The 26,923-nt window shown below is 36.4% G+C and carries 18 protein-coding genes; 8 read left to right on the forward strand and 10 right to left on the reverse strand.

All coding sequences use genetic code 11. The features are described 5' to 3' along the window. Nucleotides 1–127 precede the first annotated feature (127 nt). The 7 genes from sppA (at nt 128) to ACOXY8_RS02945 (ending at nt 6,128) form a co-directional block, all read left to right on the forward strand. On the forward strand, nt 128–1,885 hold the full coding sequence (gene sppA / locus ACOXY8_RS02915; RefSeq protein WP_458330062.1) for a signal peptide peptidase SppA: 1,758 nt from the start codon (nt 128–130) through the stop codon (nt 1,883–1,885). A 26-nt stretch (nt 1,886–1,911) separates the two neighbouring features. Next, nucleotides 1,912–2,898, forward strand: a complete 987-nt coding sequence (bioB, locus tag ACOXY8_RS02920; protein ID WP_458330095.1) for a biotin synthase BioB — start codon at nt 1,912–1,914, stop codon at nt 2,896–2,898. Beyond that, nucleotides 2,898–3,233 carry an SdpI family protein gene (locus tag ACOXY8_RS02925; RefSeq protein ID WP_458330063.1) on the forward strand — a complete coding sequence of 112 codons (336 nt, stop codon included), beginning with the start codon at nt 2,898–2,900 and terminating at the stop codon, nt 3,231–3,233. Before bioB ends, ACOXY8_RS02925 begins: the two co-directional genes overlap by 1 nt. Before the next feature lie 145 nt (nt 3,234–3,378). Next, the gene (locus tag ACOXY8_RS02930) at nt 3,379–4,215 is read left to right on the forward strand and encodes an alpha/beta fold hydrolase (RefSeq protein WP_458330064.1); all 837 of its coding nucleotides are present in this window, start codon (nt 3,379–3,381) and stop codon (nt 4,213–4,215) included. Further along, on the forward strand, nt 4,212–4,700 hold the full coding sequence (locus ACOXY8_RS02935) for an RNA polymerase sigma factor (RefSeq protein ID WP_458330065.1): 489 nt from the start codon (nt 4,212–4,214) through the stop codon (nt 4,698–4,700). Before ACOXY8_RS02930 ends, ACOXY8_RS02935 begins: the two co-directional genes overlap by 4 nt. Beyond that, the gene (locus ACOXY8_RS02940) at nt 4,687–5,280 is read left to right on the forward strand and encodes a hypothetical protein (RefSeq protein ID WP_458330066.1); all 594 of its coding nucleotides are present in this window, start codon (nt 4,687–4,689) and stop codon (nt 5,278–5,280) included. Before ACOXY8_RS02935 ends, ACOXY8_RS02940 begins: the two co-directional genes overlap by 14 nt. 95 nt (nt 5,281–5,375) lie before the next feature. Then, entirely contained in the window at nt 5,376–6,128 is a 753-nt protein-coding gene (locus tag ACOXY8_RS02945) for an SDR family NAD(P)-dependent oxidoreductase (protein ID WP_458330067.1), read from the forward strand. Between the two features lie 12 nt (nt 6,129–6,140). Here the strand turns inward: ACOXY8_RS02945 and ACOXY8_RS02950 are convergent, their stop codons facing one another. The 10 genes from ACOXY8_RS02950 to ACOXY8_RS02995 all read right to left on the reverse strand — a co-directional run bounded on the left by ACOXY8_RS02950 (nt 6,141) and on the right by ACOXY8_RS02995 (nt 25,126). After that, on the reverse strand, nt 6,141–7,469 hold the full coding sequence (locus ACOXY8_RS02950; protein WP_458330068.1) for a TolC family protein: 1,329 nt from the start codon (nt 7,467–7,469) through the stop codon (nt 6,141–6,143). A gap of 13 nt (nt 7,470–7,482) precedes the next feature. Then, nucleotides 7,483–8,163: an ABC transporter ATP-binding protein gene (locus ACOXY8_RS02955; RefSeq protein WP_458330069.1), complete on the reverse strand. Its 681-nt coding sequence runs from the start codon at nt 8,161–8,163 to the stop codon at nt 7,483–7,485. A 225-nt stretch (nt 8,164–8,388) separates the two neighbouring features. Continuing rightward, entirely contained in the window at nt 8,389–10,758 is a 2,370-nt protein-coding gene (locus ACOXY8_RS02960; RefSeq protein WP_458330070.1) for an ABC transporter permease, read from the reverse strand. A gap of 123 nt (nt 10,759–10,881) precedes the next feature. Beyond that, entirely contained in the window at nt 10,882–13,344 is a 2,463-nt protein-coding gene (locus ACOXY8_RS02965) for an ABC transporter permease (RefSeq protein WP_458330071.1), read from the reverse strand. Between the two features lie 12 nt (nt 13,345–13,356). After that, a complete protein-coding gene (locus tag ACOXY8_RS02970) occupies nt 13,357–15,756 on the reverse strand; it encodes an ABC transporter permease (RefSeq protein ID WP_458330072.1) in 2,400 nt (799 codons plus the stop codon). A 35-nt stretch (nt 15,757–15,791) separates the two neighbouring features. Further along, nucleotides 15,792–18,194: an ABC transporter permease gene (locus tag ACOXY8_RS02975; protein WP_458330073.1), complete on the reverse strand. Its 2,403-nt coding sequence runs from the start codon at nt 18,192–18,194 to the stop codon at nt 15,792–15,794. A gap of 84 nt (nt 18,195–18,278) precedes the next feature. Beyond that, nucleotides 18,279–20,645, reverse strand: a complete 2,367-nt coding sequence (locus tag ACOXY8_RS02980) for an ABC transporter permease (protein ID WP_458330074.1) — start codon at nt 20,643–20,645, stop codon at nt 18,279–18,281. Nucleotides 20,646–20,698: 53 nt separating this feature from the next. Beyond that, nucleotides 20,699–23,101, reverse strand: coding sequence for an ABC transporter permease (locus ACOXY8_RS02985; protein ID WP_458330075.1), 2,403 nt, complete (start codon nt 23,099–23,101; stop codon nt 20,699–20,701). 70 nt (nt 23,102–23,171) lie between these two features. Next, complete coding sequence (locus ACOXY8_RS02990) at nt 23,172–23,870, reverse strand: ABC transporter ATP-binding protein (protein WP_458330076.1); 699 nt, start codon at nt 23,868–23,870, stop codon at nt 23,172–23,174. A gap of 2 nt (nt 23,871–23,872) precedes the next feature. Then, nucleotides 23,873–25,126 (reverse strand): efflux RND transporter periplasmic adaptor subunit, encoded by a 1,254-nt coding sequence (locus ACOXY8_RS02995; protein ID WP_458330077.1) that lies wholly within the window; start codon nt 25,124–25,126, stop codon nt 23,873–23,875. 383 nt (nt 25,127–25,509) lie between these two features. Here ACOXY8_RS02995 and ACOXY8_RS03000 point away from each other — a divergent pair, with 383 nt between their 5' ends. Further along, nucleotides 25,510–26,895 carry a sigma-54-dependent transcriptional regulator gene (locus ACOXY8_RS03000; protein ID WP_458330078.1) on the forward strand — a complete coding sequence of 462 codons (1,386 nt, stop codon included), beginning with the start codon at nt 25,510–25,512 and terminating at the stop codon, nt 26,893–26,895. Nucleotides 26,896–26,923: the final 28 nt, after the last annotated feature.

A 26,923-nucleotide genomic window follows, 5' to 3' on the forward strand; every position in this document is an offset into this window, starting at 1 on the left:
GAATATATATAGTTATTTTGAGCAAATAAATTAGGTGAAGTTCGACAATTTTCAATCTACCCTTCAATTTATATAACTAGCTAACATCAATAGCTAAAAAATAGAACCAAAACAAAACTTAGAAAATATGAAATTCTTTTTGAATGTTTTATCCACAATTGTGGGTCTAATTCTTTTTATGTTTATCGGATTTTTCATTTTCGTAGGACTCATCGGAATACTGTCCTCTGAGCCAGAAGTGAGAATCAAAAATCAATCTGTATTGCATTTGAACCTGAACAGGGTAATCCAAGAGCAAACAGTTGACAATCCTTTTGCCGAATTGGGAATGTTTGGAAGCGGCGTTAACAGTCCGTTAGGATTAATTGATCTTAAAAAGGCACTCAAGGATGCTTCTACAGATCCAAAAATTGAAGGTATTTATTTAGAAAGTAATTTCCCAGTAGCTGGTTTTAGCACATTGAGTGAAATCAGACAATCACTTCAAGAGTTTAAGGATAATGGCAAATTCATCGTGGCTTATGGTGAGTTTTATTCAGAACAAGGCTATTACATAGCTTCCATTGCTGATGCCGTTCACATGTTTCCAGAAGGTGAAGTTGAATTAAATGGACTTGGATCCGAATTCGTTTCCATCAAAAATACGTTGGAAAAGATTGGTGTAGAACCTGAAATTTTCAGAGTGGGGGATTACAAAAGTGCTGTTGAACCGTTTTTGAACGAGAAAATGAGTCCTGAAAATAGGGAACAGACAGAGTCATTCCTCAACTCAATTTATGACACGGTAATAGAAAGAATCGCTGCCTCTAGAAATATTGAACTTGCACGACTTCACGAAATCTCTGACGAGATGCTTGTTCGCGAACCAGCTGATGCTGTTACTTACAAATTGGTAGACCAGCTTTCTTACCAAGATCAAATGTACGCTGATATTAAAAATAGATTAGGCCTTGAAGAAGAAGCTGATATTGAATTTGTATCGGTAAATAAATATATGAAAGTGACCAACATAGATAAATATTCTCCGAATAAAATTGCCGTAATGGTAGCAAGTGGAAATATCGTATCGGGAAAAGCGGGAGGTGGACAAGAAATCATCGCATCAGATAGCTTCAACGAAGAAATCAGAAAGCTGAGAGACGATAATAGTGTGAAAGCAGTAGTCTTAAGAATTAACTCTCCTGGTGGATCTGCTCTTGCATCAGACGCCATGTGGAGAGAAATTGAATTGCTAAAAGAGAAAAAGCCAGTTATCACATCTATGTCTGATTATGCTGCTTCTGGCGGATATTATATGGCAATGGGCACAGACTATATCATGGCTGAACCAACTACAATTACAGGTAGTATCGGCGTATTTGGTTTGTGGTTCAATGCTGAGAGATTATTGAACGACAAACTTGGGGTAAACACTGATTATGTATCTACTGGAAGATATTCGAATTTCCTTAGCTTAAGCAAACCTATGACTGAAGAGGAAAGACAAATAATGCAAAAAGGAGTAGAAAGAACCTATGCAACTTTCACAAACAAAGCAGCTGAGGGAAGAGATATGCAAATTGAAGATTTATTGGCAGTAGCTTCAGGTAGAGTTTGGTCAGGAGCTCAGGCTGTTGATAATGGCTTAGTAGATGAACTTGGTGGTTTAGATGATGCGGTGAAAAAAGCTGCTGAAATGGCTGAAGTTGAAGAATATAGAGTCTTAGTTTTTCCTCCAAAAGTTGATTTCATTCAAGAATTAATTAATAACTTAAATCAAGATGTATCTGTAAGAATAGCAAAAGCGCAATTGGGAGAGCTCTATCCAATTATGGAAAACATTAAAGCTATTAAACAATATGAAGGCCCACAAGCCAGAATGCCTTTTGAACTACGCATACGCTAGGTTATATTGCGAAGGCAAAAATGAAAATTATGGAGATTAGAAACGACTGGACAAAAGAAGAAATAGCTGAAATATATAATAGTCCTTTGCTTGACTTGATATACAAAGGAGCTACGGCTCATCGCGAATATCATGAAACAGGTGAAGTACAAGTTTGCACATTACTTTCGATTAAGACTGGCGGATGTCCAGAAGATTGCTCTTATTGCCCACAAGCAGCGCGCTATCATACAAATGTGAAAGCACAGAAACTGCTATCAGTAGATGAGGTATTGAGCTCGGCGAAAGAAGCAAAAATGAGTGGCAGCACGCGCTTTTGTATGGGAGCAGCCTGGCGGGAGGTAAGAACCAACCGCGATTTTGATAAAGTAATTGAAATGGTAAAAGGCGTTTCCAACCTCGATCTAGAAGTTTGCTGTACTTTAGGTATGCTTACTGAAGAACAAGCGCAGAAATTGAAGGATGCTGGATTATATGCTTACAACCACAATTTAGATACTTCTGAAGAGCATTACGAAGAAATTATCAGCACGAGAAAATACGACGACCGTCTCAAAACCCTTGAAGCTGTAAGAAAAACCAATATTTCTGTTTGCTCAGGGGGCATCATCGGGATGGGCGAAACCATAGAAGATCGAATTGGCATGCTTCATACATTGGCAACATTGCCTGAGCATCCTGAATCAGTTCCGGTAAATGCACTTGTGCCTGTAGAAGGAACTCCAATGGAAAATCAACCTCGAGTGCCTGTGTGGGATATGGTAAGAATGATTGCTACAGCGAGAATCATAATGCCAAAAGCTATGGTGAGACTATCTGCAGGTAGAGTTACTATGAGTATGGAAGAGCAAGCTTTATGCTTTATGGCTGGTGCAAATTCGATTTTTGCTGGTGAGAAGCTTTTGACCACGCCAAATCCAGAAGTAGATATGGATAAGCAAATGTTTCAAACCTTGAATTTGAAACCTCGCAAAGCTTACAAAAAAGAAGAAGAAACAGTAAATATGGCGTAATGGCTACATTCTGGCCTATTGTGATATTAGATGTCTTAATCATTGGGTTGCCACTTATATTTAAACTGGCCCAACCCAAAGAAATCAACTCCTTATTTGGCTACCGAACCAAGCGCTCAAAGCAAAATGAGAAAACTTGGAAGGTAGCCAATTTATATTGGACCAATATCATGCTATTTGGATCGTTGATGGTAATTGCCTTTCAATTAGTGTTGATCGTAGTTCAAGAATCTATTCCCACAATTTTATCAGCCACCTGTATTGCTTGGATCATTACGCTAATAGCAGGGATATTTTTAACCGAATCATTTTTGAAAAAGACTTTTGGGAAATAATCTATTGATCAAGACCTTACCATTAATAGGCTTGAAAATTAAGCAATATGTTATTCGCTTAGAAGCAGGAACAAAAAAATAATCCTCCCGCCTTGTAACAATTCATGTGAATTTGAACCTAAGAGAAAAATCAAATTCAAAACACATGAAAAAGTTCACATTTACCATCACTCTTATTTTCGCAACCTTTATTGCGTTTGCTCAAAATCCGGCCATCTACATTGAGAAAGTTGGCAATGGAGATCCCATTCTATTTTTGCCAGGATTTACCACACCAGGCTCAGTTTGGGACGAAACAATTGAACAATTACCCACTGAATATTTGTCAATCAAAGTTTCTTATGCTGGATTCAATAATTTACCTGCCATTGAAATGCCTTGGTACGAGACTATCAAGACGGAATTGATTGAATATATTCAAAAGGAAAATCTCAATAAGATTACCATCATTGGACATAGTATGGGCGGTATGCTTGCTATCGATTTGGCTGAATCAATTCCCAATAAAATACATAAATTGGTTTTGGTGGATGCACTTCCAAGCATGCGCGCCTTGATGATGCCAGGTGTCCCAGCTGAAGCTATCCAATACGAAAGTCCCTACAATACTCAAATGCTAGCTCAAACAGATGAAGAAATTCTTACAATGGCTAAAATGACCAGTCAAAATATGACTTACAAAGCTGACCGAATAGAAGAGTTGACAAAATGGAGCTTAGAAGCAGATCGCAAAACCTTCATTTATGGATACACCGATCTCTTGAAGTTAGATTTGAGAGATGCTTTAAAGTCCATCAAAGTTCCAAGTTTGGTTTTAGGAGCCAGCTTTCCTGATAGAGAAATTGTTAAAAAGAACTTTGACGAGCAATACGCAAACTTAAGCAACAAAGAGATATTATTAGCTCCTGAAAGTAAACACTTTATTATGTTTGATGAACCTGAGTGGTTTTACTCAACTGTAAACAAATTTCTCGCTAAATGAATTTAACCACAACCTTTGAGGAGCTTCATAAACAGTACCAGCCAATGGTAATGCAGCTATGCTTAGGATTTGTAAAAGGTGAGATTGATCAAGCTAAAGATCTTAGCCAAGAAATTTTCATCAACGTGTGGAACGCATTGGAAAAATTCGAAGGCAAGTCAAGCTACAAAACGTGGATATACCGGATAAGCATAAATACTTGTCTGCTACACATCCGAAAGCACAAAAAGGCAATCAACATCCCTTTAGAAAAAGTGAGTGTGGAACTTCAAAATTCCACTGAGGTTGACAAAAATTACGCTTCACTTTATCAGGCAATTGGCAAACTCGGCGAAATAGATCGTCTTACCATAATGCTGGTCCTCGATGAACTAAGCTATGATGAAATAGCTGAAATCATGGGTATTAACCCAACAAACTTGAGAGTGAAAATTCACAGAATTAAGAAAAAACTTAAAGAACTACTACAAGATGAAAGAGCTTGATGACTTAAAAAATAAATGGCAATCTGGTAAAAAAGATTTACCATCGATGCCAATAAATAGCCAAGAACTGATTAAAAAAGCCCAAAAGAAAAAGAAGGCAAGTGTTTTGGCTCACTATGGTACAATCACCATTCTTAGCATTACACTAATTGTACTTATCCTTTTCTTTACGAAAGTGGCTGTCTTCCAAGAGACGTTAAGCCACATAGGTGTTGCATTGATGGCGGGAGGATTGGCGCTAAGAATAATTGTGGAAGCTTATAGCTTAGTCAAAGCAAAAAGGATATCATTGGAGCAAACCACAATTGAAAATACAGAGCTGAATATCCACTTCTATAATTTCAGAAAGAAAATTCATAGCACCTTTACCATTATTATATTCGCTTTGTACATTATTGGTTTCTATATGCTTACACCAGAATTTAGCCAATACATCGAATTCAATTGGATGCTTCTTATGGATGGCTCATTTGTAATAATTATGCTTGGCTTGATATGGATTATCAGAAAAAGCACTAGAGAAGAATTACAACACCTAAAGGATCTTATCGAACTAAAACAAAATTTGAAAGAAGCTTAAAAAATTTGGGAGGTGCAATTCCTCCCGCTTTTTCTTCTTTCTATTCAAGGCTGGTTCTGCGAACTTCGAGTTTGATAGATAAGCAAAACATACTCATGCAAAAACTGGCAATTATCACAGGAGGAAGTAAAGGATTAGGCAAATCGCTTGTTGAAGAATATTGTAAAAGAGGATATCAAGTAATAAGCATTGCAAGGTCTAGCTCAGATTATCATCATCCCAATTTACGTCTTCAGATTGAATTTGATTTATCAGATATTGAGCATATTGAAACCACTCTTCACAATAAATTGAAAGAGGTATTCAGTGATAACTTTGATAAAGTAACCCTTATAAATAATGCTGCTACTTTAGGCCAAATAGGTAAAGTAATTGATTATACAGCTACAGATTTCAATAAGGCTGTCCAATTAAATTTCACCTCTCCTATCATTTTAAGCAATCTCATTATCAATATTTTAGAAAATAAGAATATAGAGTTAAGTATATTGAATGTATCATCTGGCGCAGCAAATAAAGCCATAAATGGATGGGGAATGTATTGCTCGACCAAAGCTGGATTGGACGCAATAAGTAAAGTGATGGCTGGAGAAAGCAATGGACTAGGATATAAAATTGCCATTGTCAATCCTGGTATTATGGACACCGAAATGCAAGGTGCCATTAGAAATTCATCCCAAGAAGATTTCCCATTAGTCGAGAACTTCCAAAAATATCATAAGGATAATCTACTCGTTCCACCCGCTACTATCGCTCGACTAATAGCAGAAATGGACGAAAAGAATGACTATGAAAATGGCGAAACGGTGAGAATAGAGGATCGATTTGATGCACCTAGAAATCAGTAGGGTTCTTTTTAATCAAAAGTTTAATGTTCCTAAAGCATACTTCAACATAACATCTTGAAAATATAAGGTGTACGTTGCTTGTGCATAATCTGCTTGAGCTTGAGCCAATTGGCGATTAGCTTGGGCAAGGTCTACAAAATTGCTTACTCCTAATCGAAACCTTTCCGAAATTGCCTTTTGAGCTTCTGTGGCTGCTGCTAGTTGTAGCTCATTACTTTTCATTTTTGCAATGGAAGCCTTATAATTTTGATAAGCTAATCGAACATCTTGGTAAATTTTTCTTTCTAAATCAGCACTACGTAATTCCTCATTAATAACGGCTACTTTATTTTGGCTGACCCTTAATTTATTCTCAAAATTTGAGAATATTGGAATTGATAATCTCAAACCCAAAGCCCGCTGTGGATATATATTCAAGAACTGCTCATTAAAACTCCTATCATCAAGTGATGTAAAGAATGTATTATAATTAAAGTAAGCAGACAGTTGTGGATAATATATTGACTTGGAAGCCTTTAGATCCATCCTAAAAGCCTCTTCAGCAAATCGCTGACTTTTCAAATCACTTCTGAATTGCATTGCCTGACTCACGAGTTCATCAATGCTGAGATTTAGCCACTCATTTTCAACAAATTCAGCTTGTATCTCTTCAACGATTGGTATTTGACCAGGCATTAGCTGAAGTGTCTCAGCCAAAAGTAACTGATCATTTTCCAATTGCATTTCGGCATCTACTTTTACGGCTTCTAATCTGGCTACTTCTGATTGCTGGTTATATTGATCTGATAATGTGCGAAGTCCATTTTCTACAAAACCCTCTATTTGTCTTAATTGCTCTTGCTGGTTTATTAAATTCTCTTGGGCAATGTTAAGTAATTCTTGATCCAATAAAATTTGCAGGTACCTAGTTCCTACCTCGAAAATTACATTTTGCTCTGAGCGATTTACATTCTCTTCACCTGCATCTAATCGAAAGCGGGAGGCATGGTATGTATGAATCCTCCTGAATGCATTAAAAATTGGAGCATTTACGTTAAGTCCAGATGAAACTACATTATTGGTAATATTCTGGACAATTAATTCGCCTTCAACCTGTTGAAATTGCTGCCCAGTAGAGCTTGAAACATTTGTACTTGCAGATACACTGGGGAAATTAGCGAAAAAAGCCTGCTTTTTCTGTGCTTGTACAACAGATTGCTGATTCAAATTAATTTGATGATTCAGATTTTGCTCTAATGCAATCTCCACAGCTTTATCGAAACTTAATCTCAAACTATCCTGCGCCAAAATTGGCAAATATGTACCCAAAACAAGAACTAATACGACTATAGACTTCTTCATCTTCAATTACTAATTAAATTTCAACCTGTATATCTTGGTGAACTGCTCCATCTATCAACTCAATGATTCTACTCCCATATTGGGCATTTTCTTCAGAATGCGTAGCCTGAATGATGGTAGTTCCTTCACTATTTAATTCCTTGAATACTTCCATAATATCCCTTGCTTGGGCTGAATGCAAATTACCCGTAGGCTCATCTGCTAGTAACACTCTCGGATTTCCTGCGATTGCCCTTACTACACCCACTAACTGCTGCTGTCCACCGGATAACTGCGAAGGAAATAAGTCTTTCTTAGCAACCATGTGAAAGCGATCAAGCAAATTCGCAATAATACTTTTACGTTCACTCGAACCAACCTTTCTATACAGTAGAGGAGTTTCAATATTTTCAAAAACAGTTAGCTCATCAATCAAATGATATGATTGAAAAATATAGCCGAATTCACTTTTATGCAGTGCACTTCTTTGTTTGGCTTTCATACTTCGTATATCCAATCCATCGAATTGAAATTTACCTTCATAATCATCGTCTAATAGCCCTATTATATTCATCAAGGTAGATTTGCCAGCTCCACTAGGCCCCATTAGTGACACGAATTCGCCTTGCTGTATTTCGAGACTAATTCCTTTAAGCAAGAATGTTCGTTGAAATCGGGATTCAATAAATTTATCGATATCAAAAAGCTGTATCATATAGAAGTTTGGATTTTCAGTACCATGAACCATTGAAATTTGGTTGCACTACCTATTAACAATTTCATGCCATTAATAATAGCCTTAAAACACTCATTTTGGCTCTTTTCTTATTGCCACACGTTCTTTATTGGACAAAATCGTCCGAATACGATCAAAATATTGGAGTGTAGGAGGAAAATTTTAACAGCATAATCCTCCTGTATTTATAGAGCGTTATAAAGCTTAGTCTCTTTTGATTGAATGAACAGGATTTACCAATGCTGCTTTTATCGATTGTGAACTCACCGTAAGTATAGCAACAACAAAGGCGATCAATCCTGCAAGTGCAAATATTAACCAATTCATTGAAATGCTATAAGCAAAATTTGCTAACCAATATTTCATCCCATACCAAGCTATTGGAATAGAAATAATGAACCCCACCATTACCAACTTAAGAAAATCCTTCCCTAGCAAAGTAACAATACTCATAACACTTGCACCCATCACCTTTCTAATACCAATTTCTTTAATTCGCTGCTCTGTTGAGAATGATGCCAGTCCAAACAAACCTAGCACAGAAATAATGATTGCCAGTAAAGCAAAAAATCCGAAAATTTTCCCGACCCTTTCCTCAGCTTCATACTGCTCAATAAATCTATCTTCAATAAATGCTGGATTAAAAGGAGATTCAGATCTCATTCCTTGCCATTCCGAATTTAGATAAGCAAGGACTTCATCTCTATACCCATCCTTTATCTTTATGGCTACACTATTCATGCGGTCTTCAGGGATCATGAATACAATTGGGGCAATTGGTTGATGCAAAGACTCAAAATGAAAATCCTTCATCACTCCAACAACATACCCTCTCCTACTTCCATAATTGAATGGCTTTTGAATTGCCTCTTCATTAGTAGCCCAGCCTATTGCTCTAACAGCTGTTTCATTTAGAATAAATGCCTCTGTAGAATCACTTGCTAAATTTTCATCAAAATTCCGCCCAGCTGCCATTTGTATACCCAGCACATCAATAAAAGAATGACTCACATGAATATCAGCTATCCTTACATCAAGCGGAGTCATCGCTCCATTAACTTCAGTAACTGTTCCTTGAGAATCAAGAAGTCGGCCTGAAGGAACTCTACTTGCAATGGCAACACCTTCGATTCCATTGTGTTGTAACAAGCGATTCTCCATTATATCATAGTTGGCAGTAAACTCACTATAAGCCGGTAATACTACAATTTCATCTTTATCAAAACCCAATTCTCTATTCTTCATAAAATCAAGTTGGTTGATCACAACTATCACAGAAACAATCAAAATTATTGAAATTGTAAATTGCCCAATTACTAGAGCAGAGCGTAATCTTTCATGGACAGGATTCGTTTTGAAGGTACCTTTCATTACTCTTCCAGGCTGAAATCCTGATAGATACAACGCAGGGTAACTTCCTGAAAAAACACCAACTACTAGGATTAATAAGGCAATCCAACCTAAATACTCGGGCTGATCAATTAAATTGAAATTAAGTACTTTTCCAGTAAAGTTTGCAAACGTGGGCAATGAAATATAGATAAGTAAACAAGCAATAATTGATGCAAGGATAGTCAACATGAAAGACTCTCCCATGAATTGCTTTACTAATAATTTCTTATCAGCTCCCATGACTTTTCTGAGTCCCACCTCCATTGCTCTTTTGGCAGAACGAGCAGTAGATAAATTCATGAAATTGACACAAGCAATTACCAAAATGAAAAAAGCTATTGCTAGATAAATGTAAACATACTCAATACTACTATTTGGCTCAATTTCCGAATCCAAATTAGAGTATAAATGTATATCTGTAATTGGCCATAAATTCAGTCGTGTACTAGCTGAGGCAGGAACTCCAGTATTACTGGCAGACATATGCCTGTCAATAAATGCTGGCAATTGTTTCTCAAATTCATCTGCTTTTACATGATCTTCTAACAATACATAGGTGGAGAAAGAGTTGCTCCCAAAATTCTGTAAAATTTGATCAGGACCTCCAAAAAAATCCTCTACGGGATCAAAAGAAGCTAGAAAATCAAATTTGAAATGAGATTGATCAGGAGTGTCTTTTATAATGCCTCTTACTTGAAGAGTGAATTCTATATTTGCCAAATTTATCTCTAACCGCTTCCCCATTGGATTAACATCTCCAAAATACTTTTTCGCAGTACTCTCCGTAATAATCACGCCGTCAGGATATGAAAGTGCTTCCACAGGATCGCCTTCTACCATCTGCCAAGTAAATATCTTGAATGCAGCAGGCTCGGCGAAAAAATATCTTTCTTCTATAAATGATTTATCCTCGAATTTCACCTGAGGATTTGCATTGAATAATCGAACTGATTCCTTAATATCACTACTGAAATCTGAAAGCAAAAGTGGTGAAAATGCAGGGGCTAAATGGCCTAAATGCAAACTTGTTTCCCCCTCCTGATTGAACCATTCTCGAGAAATACGGTAAATATTATCCGTATTTTCATGGTACTTATCATAACTTAATTCATGCTGGACAAAAAGTAGTATAAGTACACTTACGGCCATTCCTACCGCCAAACCCACTATATTAATCAACATATAAATTGGATTTCGCTTCGCCCCTCTCAGTAGTATCTTCAGATAATTCTTTAGCATAATTTTAAATTTCAGTTCTCAATAGTTTACATTAATTATGACCCAATTTCCTAGAAGGGAATGACATCAATCATTTTTCAGTGTACTTACCGGGTTACTCCATGAAGCACTTATTGTTTGCCAGCTCACTATGACAATTGAAAAAACTACTCCTGCCAATAACGATAGTGAGAATACGCCAACACCTAGTGGCACCTTAATGATGAACTGATTAAGCCATTCATTCATCATCCAGTATGTAATCGGAATCGACAGAAATATTCCAACTAATGTTACTTTAATAAACTCCTTATTAAATAGTAATGAAATTTGGGTAGTACTTGCTCCTAGCACCTTTCTAATACCTATTTCCTTTAATCTACTAGCAATTGACAAGGAAGCTAATGCAAACAATCCCATTCCCGAAATTACTATGGCAATAACTGCCGCAATTGAGATCATTTGGCTTAATCGTTCATCTTGCTCATACTCACGCTCAATCGCATCATCAAAAAAGCTATACTCAAATGGATCCGCACCGTAAATGTCTGACCAAATTTGTTGAAACTTAGCCAGCGTAACTTCTAAATCATTTGATTGAAGTTTTACAAAAAGTTTAGGTCGGACATCAGTAGAGATCATAATATTATTGAAACCAGCAAAAAAATTATCTACATCCATCACCATCATGGCTGGTTCAATTTTGGAATAGAGGGACTCAAAATGAAAATTTTTCACCACTCCTATCGCTCTATTCTCCCCAAAACTAGTTCCTGGTAAAGTCTCTCCAACAGGTGCATCCCAACCCAGTAAATTTGCCATTGCTTCATTTACAATAAAGCCACTGCTTTTATCAGAAGGAATGTCAGCAGAAAAATTACGTCCTTGCAAGAATGTAAATCCCATTAAATCAGCATAATTCTCATCAACAACATTTAAGTTAAAGTAAAATGTATTCCCATCCTCCTGCTGAAACCCTACATTTATCCAACTATCATCACCATATACAGATGTTGCCAAGCCTTGCTTTATCACGTCTGGTTGTGATTTCAGTTCATTTTTCATCCTTTGTCCGTACTCAAAACCTTTCTGAATCATATCGCCTAAACCATTTGCCGCAGGTGGAGGAATATTTATTTGCAATACGGCCTCATGATCCAACCCAAGATCATAATTCCGAATCTCTTCCATTTGCTGATACATGATAACTGTTGCTGAAATCAGAGAGATAGAAATGAAAAACTGAAACCCAAGTAAACCTTTTCGCAATCCTATTTTCCCGAAATTCAAGTTAACTGTACTCTTAAGTACCTTAGTAGGTTTAAAAGAAGCAAGAAATAACGCAGGATAAGATCCTGATAATAGTGCAATGCTGGAAGCAAGCAAAATCAAGATTAAAACTTGGTTTAATGAGTAATGAATGACAAGTTGTGTATTGAGCAATTGATTAAAAATAGGCAAAAGTACCTCTGCCATAATTACTCCTATCAACAAAGCTAGCACAGTAATAATAATTGCTTCAGTGATGAATTGAAAAAATAATTGTCCAAAACCAGCACCCATCGTTTTCCTTACACCAACTTCCTTTGCTCGGGTTACAGATTTACCTATAGCCATAGTTGTGAAATTGATACTGGCAATTAGAATAATCAGGAGCGCAATTCCTCCTAGTACCCAAAGCAGTCGAGGGTTTACAACACTTGCATTTCCTGTTGAAATCTTATCATTTAAATGGATATCTGTAAGTGGCTGTAGCTGTAATTCATAATCAATATCAGCTGCACGCTCTCCCAATGCATTCTTCATCATGGACTGAAATGGACTGACTAAATCGCTTGGAGTTACTCCATCTTTCAACATTACATAGGTATCTCCATATACATTAAACCAAGAAGAAATTGCTCTTTCTGAAAAAACTAGATCAACATTATCATCTAACATGAGCATCTCAAACTGCATACTGGAATTAGCGGGAGGATTCTCTATCACACCTTTTACAGTATATGGAATATAATTATCGGCCATTTGTAGCCTCAGCGTTTTCCCTAAAGCTGGTTCATTTCCAAAGTACTTTTCGGCACCGGATTCAGTCAATACTATTGAATTTCTATCCTGGCTATTTGATAAAGGCATTCCACTCACCATTTTGAAATCGAACATCTCAAAAAAGCCAGGGCTTACCATTGTAATTACTTGATTAAATGTATCATCATTGTCGGTTTTAGCAAGAGCATTATTATCAATCCAACGAGTATAAGAATCTATACCTGTAATATTCTGACCCAATGCAGTTGCCAATACAATTGGGACGGACGGTCCAGAAGATTCTTCTTCTCCTACCCACTGTTCAATTCTCAGGACTCGATAAAGCTTACTTTCATTTGTATGGAATGTATCAAATGAAGTTTCTTGCTGTATGTATAAAAAAATTAAAATTCCTACCCCTAACCCAATGGAAAGGCCTAGTAAGTTTATTCCCGTATATAGCTTATTTTTCAAAAGTGATCTAAAGCCAATTTTAATATAATTTTTCCACATTGTATTATTCATTAATGGTTGTAATTATTCATCCTTTAGGACTTCAGCTGGATTCCTAGTAGCTGATCGGATAGAATGTATCCCTACAATAAGCAATGCTAACAAGAGCACGAAACCACCTGCTAGTGGAAATAAGAATATTGGCATATCGATCCGATATGCATAATCCTTAAGCCAATCGTCTAAAAAATACCACGCTGGAATAATCGAAAGGACAAATGATACTATCACTAGAACTATGTATTCTTTACTAATTAAGTACAGAATATTTTCGATTGAAGCTCCTAATACTTTGCGAATACTAATTTCCTTGGTTCGCTGTGCGATGGTAAATGACGACAAACCAAATAGGCCTAGGCAACTTATCAGAATGGCCAGAATCGTGGTAAATGATAACACACTACTTAGTCTTTTTTCACTGTTGTATAAGTTTTGTATTGACTCATCAAAAAACTTAAATTCCTGTGATTCATTTGGATAAGTTTCTTTATGCAACTGATCTAGCATCATTTTCGCCTCAGCAATATTTGTATTCTTCTCAAGTTTAGCACTTATAACATAAAAATAAGTCGGTTGATAATACATCATTAGTGGTCTTATTTCCTCCCGCAATGACCGAGAGTGTAGGTCGCCAACCACTCCCACTATTTGCATCTCTCCAAGATAATAGCTGATTTGTTGCCCAATTGCTTCATTTACACTTGCAAACCCTAAATTCTTGGCCAATTTTTCATTTATCAATACCTCATCACTTACATTCCGAATGTTTCTACCAGCTAGTAACGGTATGCCATACACATCGACAAAGCTGCTATCAATTTCTTTTGTCTGCGTATCAAATTCTTGTTTTTCTCCGTCCATCTCATATTCAAAAGTGGTGGTGCTCAAATTGCCAGAAGCTAAAGCATCATTACTCAAACTCACACTTTTTACGAAAGACAATTTTTCGATCTGGGACTTCAATGTTTCGTTGCGTTTGAGTGGGTCTGCAAATGGAGTCATTGACACCATAATCTCTTCGTTATCAAAGCCTAAATCCTTATTTGATATATAATTGATTTGAGCAGATACCACTAGAATTATGATAATAAAGGAAATTGATAAGGTAAACTGTAAAACGGTAAGATTCTTTCTTAGAAAATAACCAAAAGTAGACTTTTGAACGGGTGATTTTTCCCTGATGGCTTTTTGTGGTTGATAGGAACCTAAAATATAGGCAGGGTAAATTCCTGAAAGCATCGTTATGCTAAATCCAAATAATAATAGAAAAGCAATGTTTTGGCCACTTAAATAGTCTATTTGCAGTGACGATGGAAGAAAATCCTGAAAATAGCGAAGAGATAATTCTGTTATCAGAAAAGAAAGCACCACAGCTAACATTACAATTATGTAGGTCTCAGTCAAAAACTGTAAGATCAGTTGAGAACGACTGCTTCCTAAGGTCTTTCGGATGCCAATTTCCTTGGATCTATTGATGGCTTGAGCTGTCTCCAAATTAATAAAATTGAAACAGGCTATTAACAATATAAATGATCCTATTAAAAACAAGCCTTTTAGTATCTCCTTGCTGCCTGTATAGTTATTATAATTGTCTGAAAAATGTAGGTCGCTTAAAGGCTCCAAATGGAATGTCCTCCCACCATCTTCATCCTTTTCGGTATACTTTTCTAAAATTGCCTCAAGTCCAGATAACACTTCTTGTTTTTGATCTAATGAACTCAGCTTTATAAATAATTGTGAAGAGGAACTTACACTCCCCCAATTAGTTAGATTTTCCATATAACTCCCATGGCTATTAGTGAGTGACGCTAAGGAGATAAAGTCAGTGAATACGATATCAGAATTCTCTTTGAAATCCTCCACCACCCCAACTACAGTTGTGACTAATGTGTCATGATAGATGATTTCCTTGCCAAGGACTTCACTTGGGCTAATGGATCCAAAATACCGGTCTACGGCATCTTTAGTAAGTACTACCTCATTAGGTGCCTCTAATACAGATGTGCTATTTCCCGCCAACCAGTTTCGTGGAAAAACTTCGAAGACAGAATTACTTGCATACACTACATTACTTTGTCTCCCAAAGTTTTTTGCTGGCTCTTGGGTTCGCACCATTACACCACCTGGTGTATTAAGCTGTACTTTATTAGTAATACTAGCAATTTCAGTATCAATCACTTCACCTAAAGGATAAGGAACTCCAGAATTTGGCCACGTCTCTCCTTTGTACTTGGTAATAGTGTTTACTCTGAAAATTTTATCTTTATCTGGATGGAAATTATCAAAGCTGTACTCAAAAGCATAAAAGTTGAAAATGATAAAGCAAGTAGCAATCCCAATTGCCAAGCCAAGCAAGTGGATAACTGATCGAATTTTATTTCTTAGCATATTTCGCCAAGCTAAAATGACATAATTACGAAGCATAGTATTATCTATTAAAGCGTTATGAAGTTTAATATCTATTCATCTTTGAGTACTTCAGCCGGATTTCTCGTAGCTGATCGGATAGAATGAATCCCTACAATAAGCAATGCTAACAATAGCACGAAACCACCTGCTAGTGGAAATAAGAATATTGGCATATCAATCCGATATGCATAATCCTTAAGCCAATCATCTAAAAAATACCACGCTGGAATAATCGAAAGTACAAATGACAATATCACCAGAACTATGTATTCTTTGCTGATCAAATACAAAATACTTGTAATTGAAGCTCCTAATACTTTGCGAATACTAATTTCCTTGGTTCGCTGTGCAATGGTAAATGACGACAAACCAAATAACCCTAGACAACTAATTAGTATTGCCAAAATGGTAACAAACTGTAGTACCTTACTTAGTTTGTACTCACTCACATAAAAGTTATCAATTGCCTCATCAAAAAAAGTAAACTCAAAAGATTCATCAGGGAAATTCTCTTTATGAAGTCTATCTAAGCTTGCTTTGGCTTCCAATAAATCGGCATTCTCTTTGACTTTCACACTTACCAAATAAAATTGGCTAGGTTGATAATGCATCATAAGTGGTTTTATTTCCTCCTTAAGAGATTGTGAATGTAGATCCCCAAAGACTCCTACAACTATCATCTCGCTCTTTGAATAACTTATCTGCTGGCCAACTGCTTCATTTGCATTTGTGAACCCTAAATTCTTGGCTAATCTTTCATTGATCAATACTTCATCACTTACATTCCGAATATTTCTTCCGAACAATAACTGTATTCCATACACGTCAATATAATTACTATCGATTACCTTTGCTTGTGTTATGAATTTTTGTTTTTCATTATTTCTCTCAAATTCAAAAGAAGTTTGGGTAAAAAACTCTGCTGCAAGTGCCCCGTTGCTTAGGCTTGCATTTTCTACAAATGATAAGCTTTCGAGTTGACCCTTAAATGAATTATTTCGATCAGCCATATCATCTGAAAATGAGGTCACTGAATACAAAACTGCATTTTCATTAAACCCTAAATCTTTATTAGATATAAAACCTATTTGAGCGTATACCACTAGAATTATGATAATAAAGGAAATTGATAAGGTAAACTGAAGAATAGTAAGATTCTTTCGTAGAAAATATCCTATTGAGGACTTTTGAACAGACTCATTTTCTCTAATGGCTTTTTGCGGTTGATAAGAACCTAAGATATAAGCAGGGTAAATTCCTGAAAGCATCGTTATGCTAAACCCAAATAATAATAGAAATGCAATGTTTTGACCGCTTAAATAGTCTATTTCCAGTGCTGATGGAAGAAAGTCCTGAAAATAGCGAACGGATAATTCTGTTATTAGGAATGAAAGCACTACAGCCAACATTACAATTATATAGGTCTCAGTCAAAAATTGCAAAATCAGCTGAGAGCGGCTACTTCCTAAGGTTTTTCGGATTCCAACTTCCTTGGATCTATTTATGGCTTGAGCTGTTTCTAGATTAATGAAATTGAAACAGGCTATCAATAAAATAAACAAGCCTATAAGGAATAAGCCACGTAATATTTCCTTGCTACTTGTATAATCGCTGTAATTATCTGAAAAATGTAATTCGCTTAATGATTCTAACTGGAATTCTCTCTTTTGATTAATCTCAGCTGAATATTTTTCTAAGATAGCTTCAAGCCCATTTAGAACTTCATCCTTTTGGTTTAATGAGTTAATTTTTATAAACAACTGGGAACTTGAACTTACACTTCCCCAGTTTCCAATATTAACATCAAAGTAACTCCCTTTACTGCTTGTAATTGAAGCCAAGGAAACATAATCCGTGAATATGATATCCGAATTCTTTTCGAAATCTTCTACCACTCCAACAACAGTTGTGACCAATGTATCATGATAGATGATTTCCTTGCCCAGTGCTTCACTTGGCGTTATTGATCCAAAATATCTATTCACCGCATCTTCAGTAAGTACCACTTGATTTGGAGCTTCTAGTCCTGTTGAAGCATTACCTGCTAACCAATTTCTTGGAAATACTTCGAAGACTGAATGATTTGCAAAAACCACTGTACTTAGTCTACCAAAGTTCTTTTCCGGTTCTTGGATACGCGCAGGCACACTATATTGAACATCTAATTGAGCTTTGTAAGCGATACTTGCAATTTCTTCATCAATTACTTCACCTAGGGGAAAGGGAATGCCCGAATTAAAACTCGGGCCGCTTTCATAATGAGTAACCGTATTTACCCTGAAAATTTTATCCTTGTCAGGGTGGAAATTATCAAAGCTATACTCAAAAGCATAGAAATTGAAAATGATAAAACAAGTAGCAATACCGATTGCTAAACCAAGCAAATGGATGCCTGATCTAACTTTGTTTCTGAATATATTTCGCCAAGCGAGAATGACATAATTACGAAGCATGGTTTTCTTTTTACGTTACATCAAATTGTATATAGAAAGCGGGAGGGTATACTCCCTGTTCTGTTTGTCTCAACAATGGTCTATTCATTCATTCATTAGCGTGTCAACAGGGTTTTGTCTTGCCGCATTGAGTGATTGGAAAATCACTGTAACAATCGCTATAAAAAGAGATAGTAATCCTACCGCTAGAAATAAGAAAATACTAACTGATGTTTTATAGCTAAAGCTATTAAGCCACTGTTGCATAATAGCGTATGCAATTGGCGTTGCAATCAAAAAGGAGATGATTACCAATCGTACGAAATCATAGGTGAGGGTATACACTATACTAGAAACACTTGCTCCAAGCACTTTCCTTACTCCTATTTCCTTACGCTTTTGCTCTGCTGTATAGGCAGCCAAACCAAAAAGTCCCAAACATGAAATAGCGATTGCTAAACTGCTAAATAAACTAGTCAACTTAGCCGTTTGCTGTTCATTGCTAAACTTTTCAGCATATTTCTGATCTACAAATTCGAATTGAAGAAGGTGATCAGGGTCATATTCTTTGAAAACAGATTCTATCTGCGCAATATTTTCTTGTGTCTCTCTTTCTCCATTCAACCTCACCGTTAGAACATTAAGATTTGCTGCTGGGCCTTCTACTATTAATGGAATAGGATCATTGTAAGGAGAAGAAATCATAAAATCTTTGAATACACCCACGATTGTCCAAGTGAGAAAATTGTCCTCTACTTTTTTGCCAATAGGATCACTGTAGCCCATAAGTCTGGCAGCTGTTTCATTGATAAGCATAGCTGTAGAATCAGAGGCAAACTTTTCAGCATCAATATCTCTTCCTGATATAAGCTTTACTTCTGTTGTTTTTACCCAATCTTTATCTGCTCCAAACCTGTACAATACGATTTTATCATCCGGGTTTTTTCCTTCCCAATCAATGCCATAAGAGCTATTTGTTGCTCTTGTCATGGCTGCACTTGTTCTAGTTAAGGAAAGTACCGAATTGCTATTGGCAAGGTCGTTTCTGATGATTTCAATTTTATCACGTGTTACATCATTCAGGTAAATAGTAATAAGCTGATCTCGATTATAACCTACATCCCTACTTTCAGCATGATTTATTTGCTCTCTTATTATAAGCGTGCATAAAATAAGCCCAATGGCAAAACTAAACTGAAGTACGACTAATAGCTTTCTAGGATTAAAGGAAGAGTTAATTTTGACATGGGTGCCTTTTAGTACAGTCGCCGCTCTAAATGAGGATAAGAAAAATGCTGGATAGCTACCTGCTATAAATCCAGTGATTAAAATAAAACCTACAATAGATACCCAAAAATAACTCTGCTGAAATGGAATCTCGAATTGCTGTCCAATCAAAGTGCTGAAAAATGGTAACACTAAGATTACTATGCCTATCGCTATTATTCCAGATACAAATGTGAGCAATACCGATTCACATATAAACTGATAAATAAGCATATATCTTTCAGCACCAACTGTTTTACGAATGCCCACTTCTTTAGCCCTCTTTTCGCTACGGGCAGTGCTCAGATTCATAAAATTGATACAAGCTATTAACAGAATAAATAAAGCAATGGCTCCGAACATATATACTCTGTCGATTCTACCTCCCGCTGGATTTCCATTTTCAAAACGATTAAATAAATGCCAGCTTTTAGCAGGGTATAAAAACACATCGAAATCAGCTATTTCATCCTTATTTCGACTTATATTCTTTATCTTCTCATTAAAAGATTGGAGATCGGTGTTCTCCTTCAAAAGCACAAAGGTATTGACATAGCTATTTGACCAATTATGCGGTGATCGGTCTACAATACCCATAATAGTGCGTAACTCCCAACTTAATACAGCATCTAAGCTGAATCTAGTATTCGTTGGTAAATCACTCAATATACCTGTAACTGTGACTAAGTAGTTGTCATCCACAAGAATTGTTTGTCCTATTGCATTAGTTACTCCAAAGAGTTTCTCTGCTGTTGTGGCCGTTAAAATAATAGAATAAGGGTCTGATAAAGCTGTTTGGGCATTTCCAAATTCGAACGGGAAACTGAACATTTGAAAAAAGGAAGGATCAACAAATGTGCTCGATTGAGTAAATACAATATCGTCAGTGCTAAAATCAAAGTCGTAGCCAAAATCATATCTACTTGCCTCTTCTGTTTCAGGATATTCTTGGACAAATGCTGGCCCCATAGGTTCAGAGGTATAGTTTGAGCTATGCAGTATCCCATCGAATTCTACTCGGTGATAAGCTTCATATAACCTATTTCCATTAGTGTGAAATCGATCGAAACTAACCTCATGCTGAATCCAAAGTAAAATCAACATTGCTCCTGCCATACCTATAGCAAGACCTAGGATATTGATGCTTGCATAGCCCTTGTTTCTTTGCAAGCTTCTGAGTGTGATTTTCAAGTAGTTCAGGAACATGTATTTCGAATTAAATTCTATTAACTAATAAATTATTTTAAGATTGCATAATTCTAGTCACCTTTCAATGCTTCAACAGGATTGAGCAAATACACTTTGATAGCTCTATATCCTATAGTAAGAAGTGAGATGCTTGCCACAATCAAGATTGCCAATACGAATATGCTTGGAGACACTTTAACCTTATAGGCAAAGCTATTCAGCCAGACTTTTGAGAACCAAAGACCAAAAGCTATCGCCATAAAGGAGGATATGATGAGAAGGCCAAAAAAATCATTAGATAGCACTTTCAATACATCTAATGAATTAGCTCCAAGCACCTTACGGATACTTATTTCTCTTGTTTTCTTGAGGGCAATATATGAAACAAGTCCAAACAACCCCATGCATGCAATGAATACTGCAATGGCAGAAAATATAGTGAATATTGTTCCTACTTTCTCTTCACTTTGATACATACGTGCATAATCTTGATCTACAAAGCTGTAATTGAAAGGTCGCTCTGGAACAAGTTGTTGCCATATATCCTTCATCTTGGCTAAATGTTCTGTAGGGTTTCCTTTTTCTAACCGTATGAGTAGAACGTTAGCTTGTTCTGGCTCAATAAAAATTCCCAGCGGGCTTACTTCGTGATGTAATGAGTTAAAGTAAAAATCCTTCACGATCGCCTTTACAATTGTGGGGGTTCCACTTACATATACTGATTTACCAACTGCTTCCGCAGCATCCCATCCTAAATGCCTTACTGCAGCTTCATTAAGTATTACAGGGAATTCAATCTGATTCTCATTAGCCGTTGTTCGACTCAAATCCTGATCATTAAAATCTTCACCCTCTAAAACTTCTAAAGTAAGGGTTTCAATAATTTCTGCGTCTGCAGGATAGCCAATTAAATCAATGGTTCTAGTATTATCTCCACCCGGTGTGATGGAATAACCTCCTTTGATTAGAATTGGAGATTCAGACGCTTGTGAAATTGAGGCTGCAACTCCAGTGCGAAGTAGTTCGCTTTTCAACGTCGGAATTGCACTACGCATATTGTAATGGGTATTAATTGAAATCAATTGCTCCTTATCATATCCTAAATTGACTGATTGCATGTAGGACAATTGATATTGAATGATCAAGGTGGCTATTAAAAGGCCAATTGATATGAAAAATTGAAATATGACTAAGGACTTTCTTAACCAAATGACACCCCCGGAACTGCCGTTTTTACCTATGGACCTCAACGGCTGCATTCCTGATAAGACAAATGCTGGATAGCTTCCAGATAAGATTCCTACAACTACAATTATCGCTAACAACACGAATATTCCCGTGGAAGAATAAATAAGATTGATCTGAGCTGGAACTCCTGTAATATTCTCAAAACTAGACTTTAGTAGATAAATAAGCATTATGCTGATCAACATACTAATTGTCGTAAGTATAAGGGACTCAGCTATAAATTGTGTGAAAAGCTGTTTGCGCTCAGCACCCAATACCTTACGAATTCCAACTTCCTTATTTCTTTCAGTTGCTTCTGCTGTAGCCAGATTTATGTAATTAATTATTCCAACTAGAATTATTATGATGGCAATAATTCCGAAAATATATAAGTAGGCTTTATTTGAACCAGGTTTGTTCCCTTGTAGCTCACTATCGTCGAAATGTATATCCTTGATAGGATTTAACAGCAATGTGCTTCGCATATTGTAACTTTTCAACTCTTCACCTATATACTTATCTATTAGCTGATTTAGCTTCGGCTCAAGTAATGAGGCAGAAATACCCTCCCGTACTTTTATGTATGTATAATAATTACTAGGAGACCATTCTGGAGTCTTTCCATGCCTATGCGTTGCAAACGAGCTAATAAAATCAAAGTCAAGATGGCTGTTAGACGGAAAATCTACCATAACTGCACTAACATAATAATCAGCCCCGCCATTAATTTTCAGTGATTTACCCAAGGCATTAGCTGTTGTTCCGAAATAACGTTCAGCCGTACTTGCAGTCAATACTATTTGATTAGGCTCTGTTAATGCAGTTGTTGGGTTCCCATGCAGTACCTCGAAATCGAAAACGTTAAAAAAATTATGATCAGCATAAGCAAATTTTGACTCCTCTTGAATGATATCACCATTGCTAACTACGACAGTAGAAAATATACTAAGATCAAACACAAGTGTACCTGTTTCAACTTCAGGAACTTCTTCTAAAATAGAAGGAATTAAACTAGAAGGTGTAGTACCTACTTTTCTAGAATCCTCACCCGTTTCAAAATTTTGATTAACCTTGTATATCCTATCAAAATCAGCATACATTCTATCATACCCCCACTCATGTTGGATATAAAGTAAGATTGCCAAAAAACTCACAATAGCAATTGTCAATCCCAAAAGATTAATTGCAAATACAGAACTTTTTTTTCTAAAATTTCTGATGGCAAGTTTGATATGATGCTTAATCATAATTGTGAAATTTTATATCATTAATATTGACTAGGGTAACTAAAAGGGTAATTTCTTACTTTCATTATGATCAAACATGAAATTGCTCTTTGATATTCTCGGTCACTACTTTTCCATCAAAGAGGTTGATAATTCTATGAGCGTAATTAGCATCGTAAGGTGAGTGAGTAACCATTACAATTGTAGTCCCTTCATTATTGAGCTGCTCAAGTAAACGCATCACTTCCTCTCCATTAGCAGAGTCTAAGTTTCCTGTCGGTTCATCAGCCAGTATCACCGAAGGTTTAGCAACAATAGCTCTGGATATGGCAACACGCTGTTGTTGTCCACCAGATAGCTGCTGAGGAAAATGGTTACGTCTATGCATTATATTCATTCTATTTAAGACTTCTTCTACCTTCTTTTTCCTTTCATCTGAAGGAACTTTCATATACAAAAGTGGGAGTTCTACATTTTCAAAAACTGTTAACTCATCAATCAAATTGAAACTTTGAAATACAAAACCAATATTTCCCTTTCTTAAATGAGAACGCTGCCTTTCCGAAAAACCTGCTACTTCCTTTCCAAGGAAATAGAATTCACCTGAATTGGGATTATCTAATAGTCCTAAGATATTGAGCAGCGTAGATTTACCGCAACCAGACGGCCCCATAATTGCTACAAACTCACCCTTCTTAATCTCGATTTGGATATCATCCAATGCAGTAGTTTCTACTTCTTCGGTGGTATATAGTTTTCTCAAATTCACCGTTTTAATTACATTCTCCATTGCTAGTTTTTTATGATTAATACTTCATTATTTCCGAAATTTTCATAACTGGATATCACGACCCTTTCGCCGCTCTCTAAACCTTCTAATATTTCATAATATTCTGGGTTTTTCATACCTAAGCGGATGTTTCGTTTTTCCGCTCTATCTCCTTCTCTATTGACAACAAACACCCAATTCCCACCTGTGTCTTTAAAGAATCCTCCTGTTGGTAAGAGTAAGGTTTGATCAGTATTACCTAATTCAAGACGGATTCTAACAGTTTGTCCTCTTCGTATTCCTTCTGGGACATCTCCAATAAAATTCATGTCAACCTCAAATCTACCATTAGTTATACTTGGGTAAATTTTGCTTATTTCCAATGTAAATTCACTTCCTGCAAGACTAAAAAACCCTTGCTGTCCTATGCCTACTCGCGGGAGGTAAAGCTCATCAATTGGTACCCTTACTTTGAAATTATTCAAAATATCAATTTGTCCGTATCTCTCTCCTCTATTTATTGACTGACCAATTTCCAGCTGCTCCGTTGCCAACTGACCAGCTATTGGAGCTGTAATAATCAAATTATCAAGGATGTGACTCACACCTTCCAATGAGCGTTGCATTCTTGATTCCGACTCATTTAATTGGCGCATTTGAATTACTCTTGCGATTGAATCATTCCTATATGATTCATAAGTCAGTCTTCTCCTTTTTACATTGTATTGATATTGCTCCTCTACTTCTTCTAGTTCGCGATCGGAAACAAGTTTTTGATCATGCAAATTTTTGAACCTACGATATTGCGGGGCTAGTAGGCTTATTTGATAATCAATTTCTGCTAATTGAGCTTGTTGACTTAGATCATTTTGATCAAGCAGTAATCTAGTTTGTCTCAAATTATTTATTTGTTCATAAAGCTGAGTTTCTCTCTGCATCACATCTAACTGCAAATTGGAATTAGTTAAAGTGAGAATTGTATCTCCCTCTTTAACAATTGCTCCCGATTCCCTCACGATTTCCTGAATAATACCGCCTTCAATTGCATCTAGAAAAAAGGTTTCACCAGGAGCAATTGACCCATTTACTGGGATGTAATCTTTGAACTCCCCCATGCTTACCGTTGCTATTGTTATCCTGTCTTTCTCTACATAAAGTGATGAGCGTCTATCAGCAAAAAATAATTGATATACTATAACACTTACTACTACAGTACTCCCAGAAATCATTGCGATGAATTTTGGCGTCCACTTCTTTCTCTTAATCTTCCGATCCATAAGGCGTTTTCAATCTCGATGTTTTTTGTCATTCCTAGCCAACAAAGATGCCAATGAAAAACTAGCTTTAATGCACTAAAAACGGCCATTCTAAATTTGCTAATGTGTCAAAATGGACAAATTCGTCCGCTGGCGGTCAAAATTCTAACCCTTTATTATTACTTTTTATTTGATCTCCCTTAATTCAAAAAAATAATTCAACTCTTTTAGGCATGGATGGGACATTTACCCTAAATTGTATAGACTGCAACAAACTCGGTATAGCAATTGAAAAGAGCTAGAAGGAATTGATGGGAATTGAAACACACATAATTCAAGGTTCTCAGAATGTAGAACCTAATTAATGCTTCTATATAAATTTAAATTTTCAACCTATTTGGATAATGAAAGATCTAAAGAGTCATAAACTGTTAATTATTGACGATAATGAAGACTTGCTTAAAGCAGCAAAAATATATTTGAAACGCCATTTCGCACAAGTTGATACGGAATCAAACCCAAAACTGCTACCTACACTTCTGCAAAATGAATCGTATGATGTGATTATGCTTGACATGAATTTCACGCAGGATGTCAGTAGTGGTGAAGAAGGGTTTTACTGGTTAGATAAGATTCTAAATATTGATCCTTCTGCAGTCATCATATTAATTACCGCTTATGGAGATGTGAATCTTGCAGTAAAAGCAATTAAGGAAGGTGCTACTGACTTTGTGTTGAAACCATGGGAGAATGAAAAACTACTAGCAACCCTACATTCTGCAATACAATTGCGAAGAACTAAACTTGAAGTGAATGATCTCAAAAGTCATCAAAAACGGCTTTATGAAGATATGGATAGTAAGTTTAAGGAAATAATAGGGAATAGCCCTTCCATGCAAAATGTTTATAACACGATTGACCGAGTGGCTGCTACTGATGCCAATGTACTTATTTTGGGTGAAAATGGAACTGGAAAAGAACTTATCGCTAGAGCAATTCACAGAAACTCCCATAGATCAAAGGAAGCTTTTGTTGGAGTCGATTTAGGATCCATTACAACCTCCTTGTTTGAAAGCGAATTATTCGGTCATAAAAGAGGCTCTTTTACGGATGCAAAAGAAGATCGAGCTGGACGATTTGAACAAGCGAACAAAGGCACACTCTTCCTTGATGAAATCGGTAATTTAAGCTCTTCTTTACAATCGAAACTCTTAGCTGTACTACAAAATAGAACAGTTACCCGAGTAGGTAGTAACCAATCAAAAAATGTTGACATACGATTAATATGTGCGACAAACATGCCTTTGTATGCGATGGTAGATGATAGTAGTTTTAGACAGGATTTACTTTATAGAATTAATACTATAGAAATTACCCTCCCGCCATTACGCGAGCGTGTAGACGATATAGAATTATTGGCAAACCACTTTATCGAGATTTATTCTAATAAATACAATAAGGATGTACATAAGGCTAGCGAAGCCTTAATTAAACGGATGCAGAAACATCATTGGCCTGGAAATATCAGAGAGCTGCAACATAGTATTGAGCGAGCAGTTATTATGAGCACCCACAGAATTTTACAACCTGAAGATTTATTCTTTAATAAAAATAAACACCTAGACAGTACCGAAGCAGTCTCTTTTGATCATTTGAATATTGAGGATGTTGAAAAGATTCTAATACGAAAAGCGCTCCAAAAGCATGGCGGTCATATTACCAAAGCCGCTGATGAGCTTGGTCTTACGCGCTCATCTTTGTACCGTAGACTAGAAAAGTATGGTCTTTAAAACATTTGCCTTTGGGGTAATTTGGCGT

Source organism: Peijinzhouia sedimentorum, from assembly GCF_049340005.1.
Classification (GTDB): domain Bacteria; phylum Bacteroidota; class Bacteroidia; order Cytophagales; family Cyclobacteriaceae; genus CAXBDP01.

Bases quoted from the DNA above. Each gene is read 5' to 3' on its own strand.
- sppA (WP_458330062.1), top strand. From the start codon at position 128: ATGAAATTCTTTTTGAATGTTTTATCCACAATTGTGGGTCTAATTCTT.
- ACOXY8_RS02925 (WP_458330063.1), top strand. From the start codon at position 2,898: ATGGCTACATTCTGGCCTATTGTGATATTAGATGTCTTAATCATTGGG.
- ACOXY8_RS02930 (WP_458330064.1), top strand. From the start codon at position 3,379: ATGAAAAAGTTCACATTTACCATCACTCTTATTTTCGCAACCTTTATT.
- ACOXY8_RS02935 (WP_458330065.1), top strand. From the start codon at position 4,212: ATGAATTTAACCACAACCTTTGAGGAGCTTCATAAACAGTACCAGCCA.
- ACOXY8_RS02940 (WP_458330066.1), top strand. From the start codon at position 4,687: ATGAAAGAGCTTGATGACTTAAAAAATAAATGGCAATCTGGTAAAAAA.
- ACOXY8_RS02945 (WP_458330067.1), top strand. From the start codon at position 5,376: ATGCAAAAACTGGCAATTATCACAGGAGGAAGTAAAGGATTAGGCAAA.
- ACOXY8_RS02950 (WP_458330068.1), bottom strand. From the start codon at position 7,469: ATGAAGAAGTCTATAGTCGTATTAGTTCTTGTTTTGGGTACATATTTG.
- ACOXY8_RS02955 (WP_458330069.1), bottom strand. From the start codon at position 8,163: ATGATACAGCTTTTTGATATCGATAAATTTATTGAATCCCGATTTCAA.
- ACOXY8_RS02960 (WP_458330070.1), bottom strand. From the start codon at position 10,758: ATGTTGATTAATATAGTGGGTTTGGCGGTAGGAATGGCCGTAAGTGTA.
- ACOXY8_RS02965 (WP_458330071.1), bottom strand. From the start codon at position 13,344: ATGAATAATACAATGTGGAAAAATTATATTAAAATTGGCTTTAGATCA.
- ACOXY8_RS02970 (WP_458330072.1), bottom strand. From the start codon at position 15,756: ATGCTTCGTAATTATGTCATTTTAGCTTGGCGAAATATGCTAAGAAAT.
- ACOXY8_RS02975 (WP_458330073.1), bottom strand. From the start codon at position 18,194: ATGCTTCGTAATTATGTCATTCTCGCTTGGCGAAATATATTCAGAAAC.
- ACOXY8_RS02980 (WP_458330074.1), bottom strand. From the start codon at position 20,645: ATGTTCCTGAACTACTTGAAAATCACACTCAGAAGCTTGCAAAGAAAC.
- ACOXY8_RS02985 (WP_458330075.1), bottom strand. From the start codon at position 23,101: ATGATTAAGCATCATATCAAACTTGCCATCAGAAATTTTAGAAAAAAA.
- ACOXY8_RS02990 (WP_458330076.1), bottom strand. From the start codon at position 23,870: ATGGAGAATGTAATTAAAACGGTGAATTTGAGAAAACTATATACCACC.
- ACOXY8_RS02995 (WP_458330077.1), bottom strand. From the start codon at position 25,126: ATGGATCGGAAGATTAAGAGAAAGAAGTGGACGCCAAAATTCATCGCA.
- ACOXY8_RS03000 (WP_458330078.1), top strand. From the start codon at position 25,510: ATGAAAGATCTAAAGAGTCATAAACTGTTAATTATTGACGATAATGAA.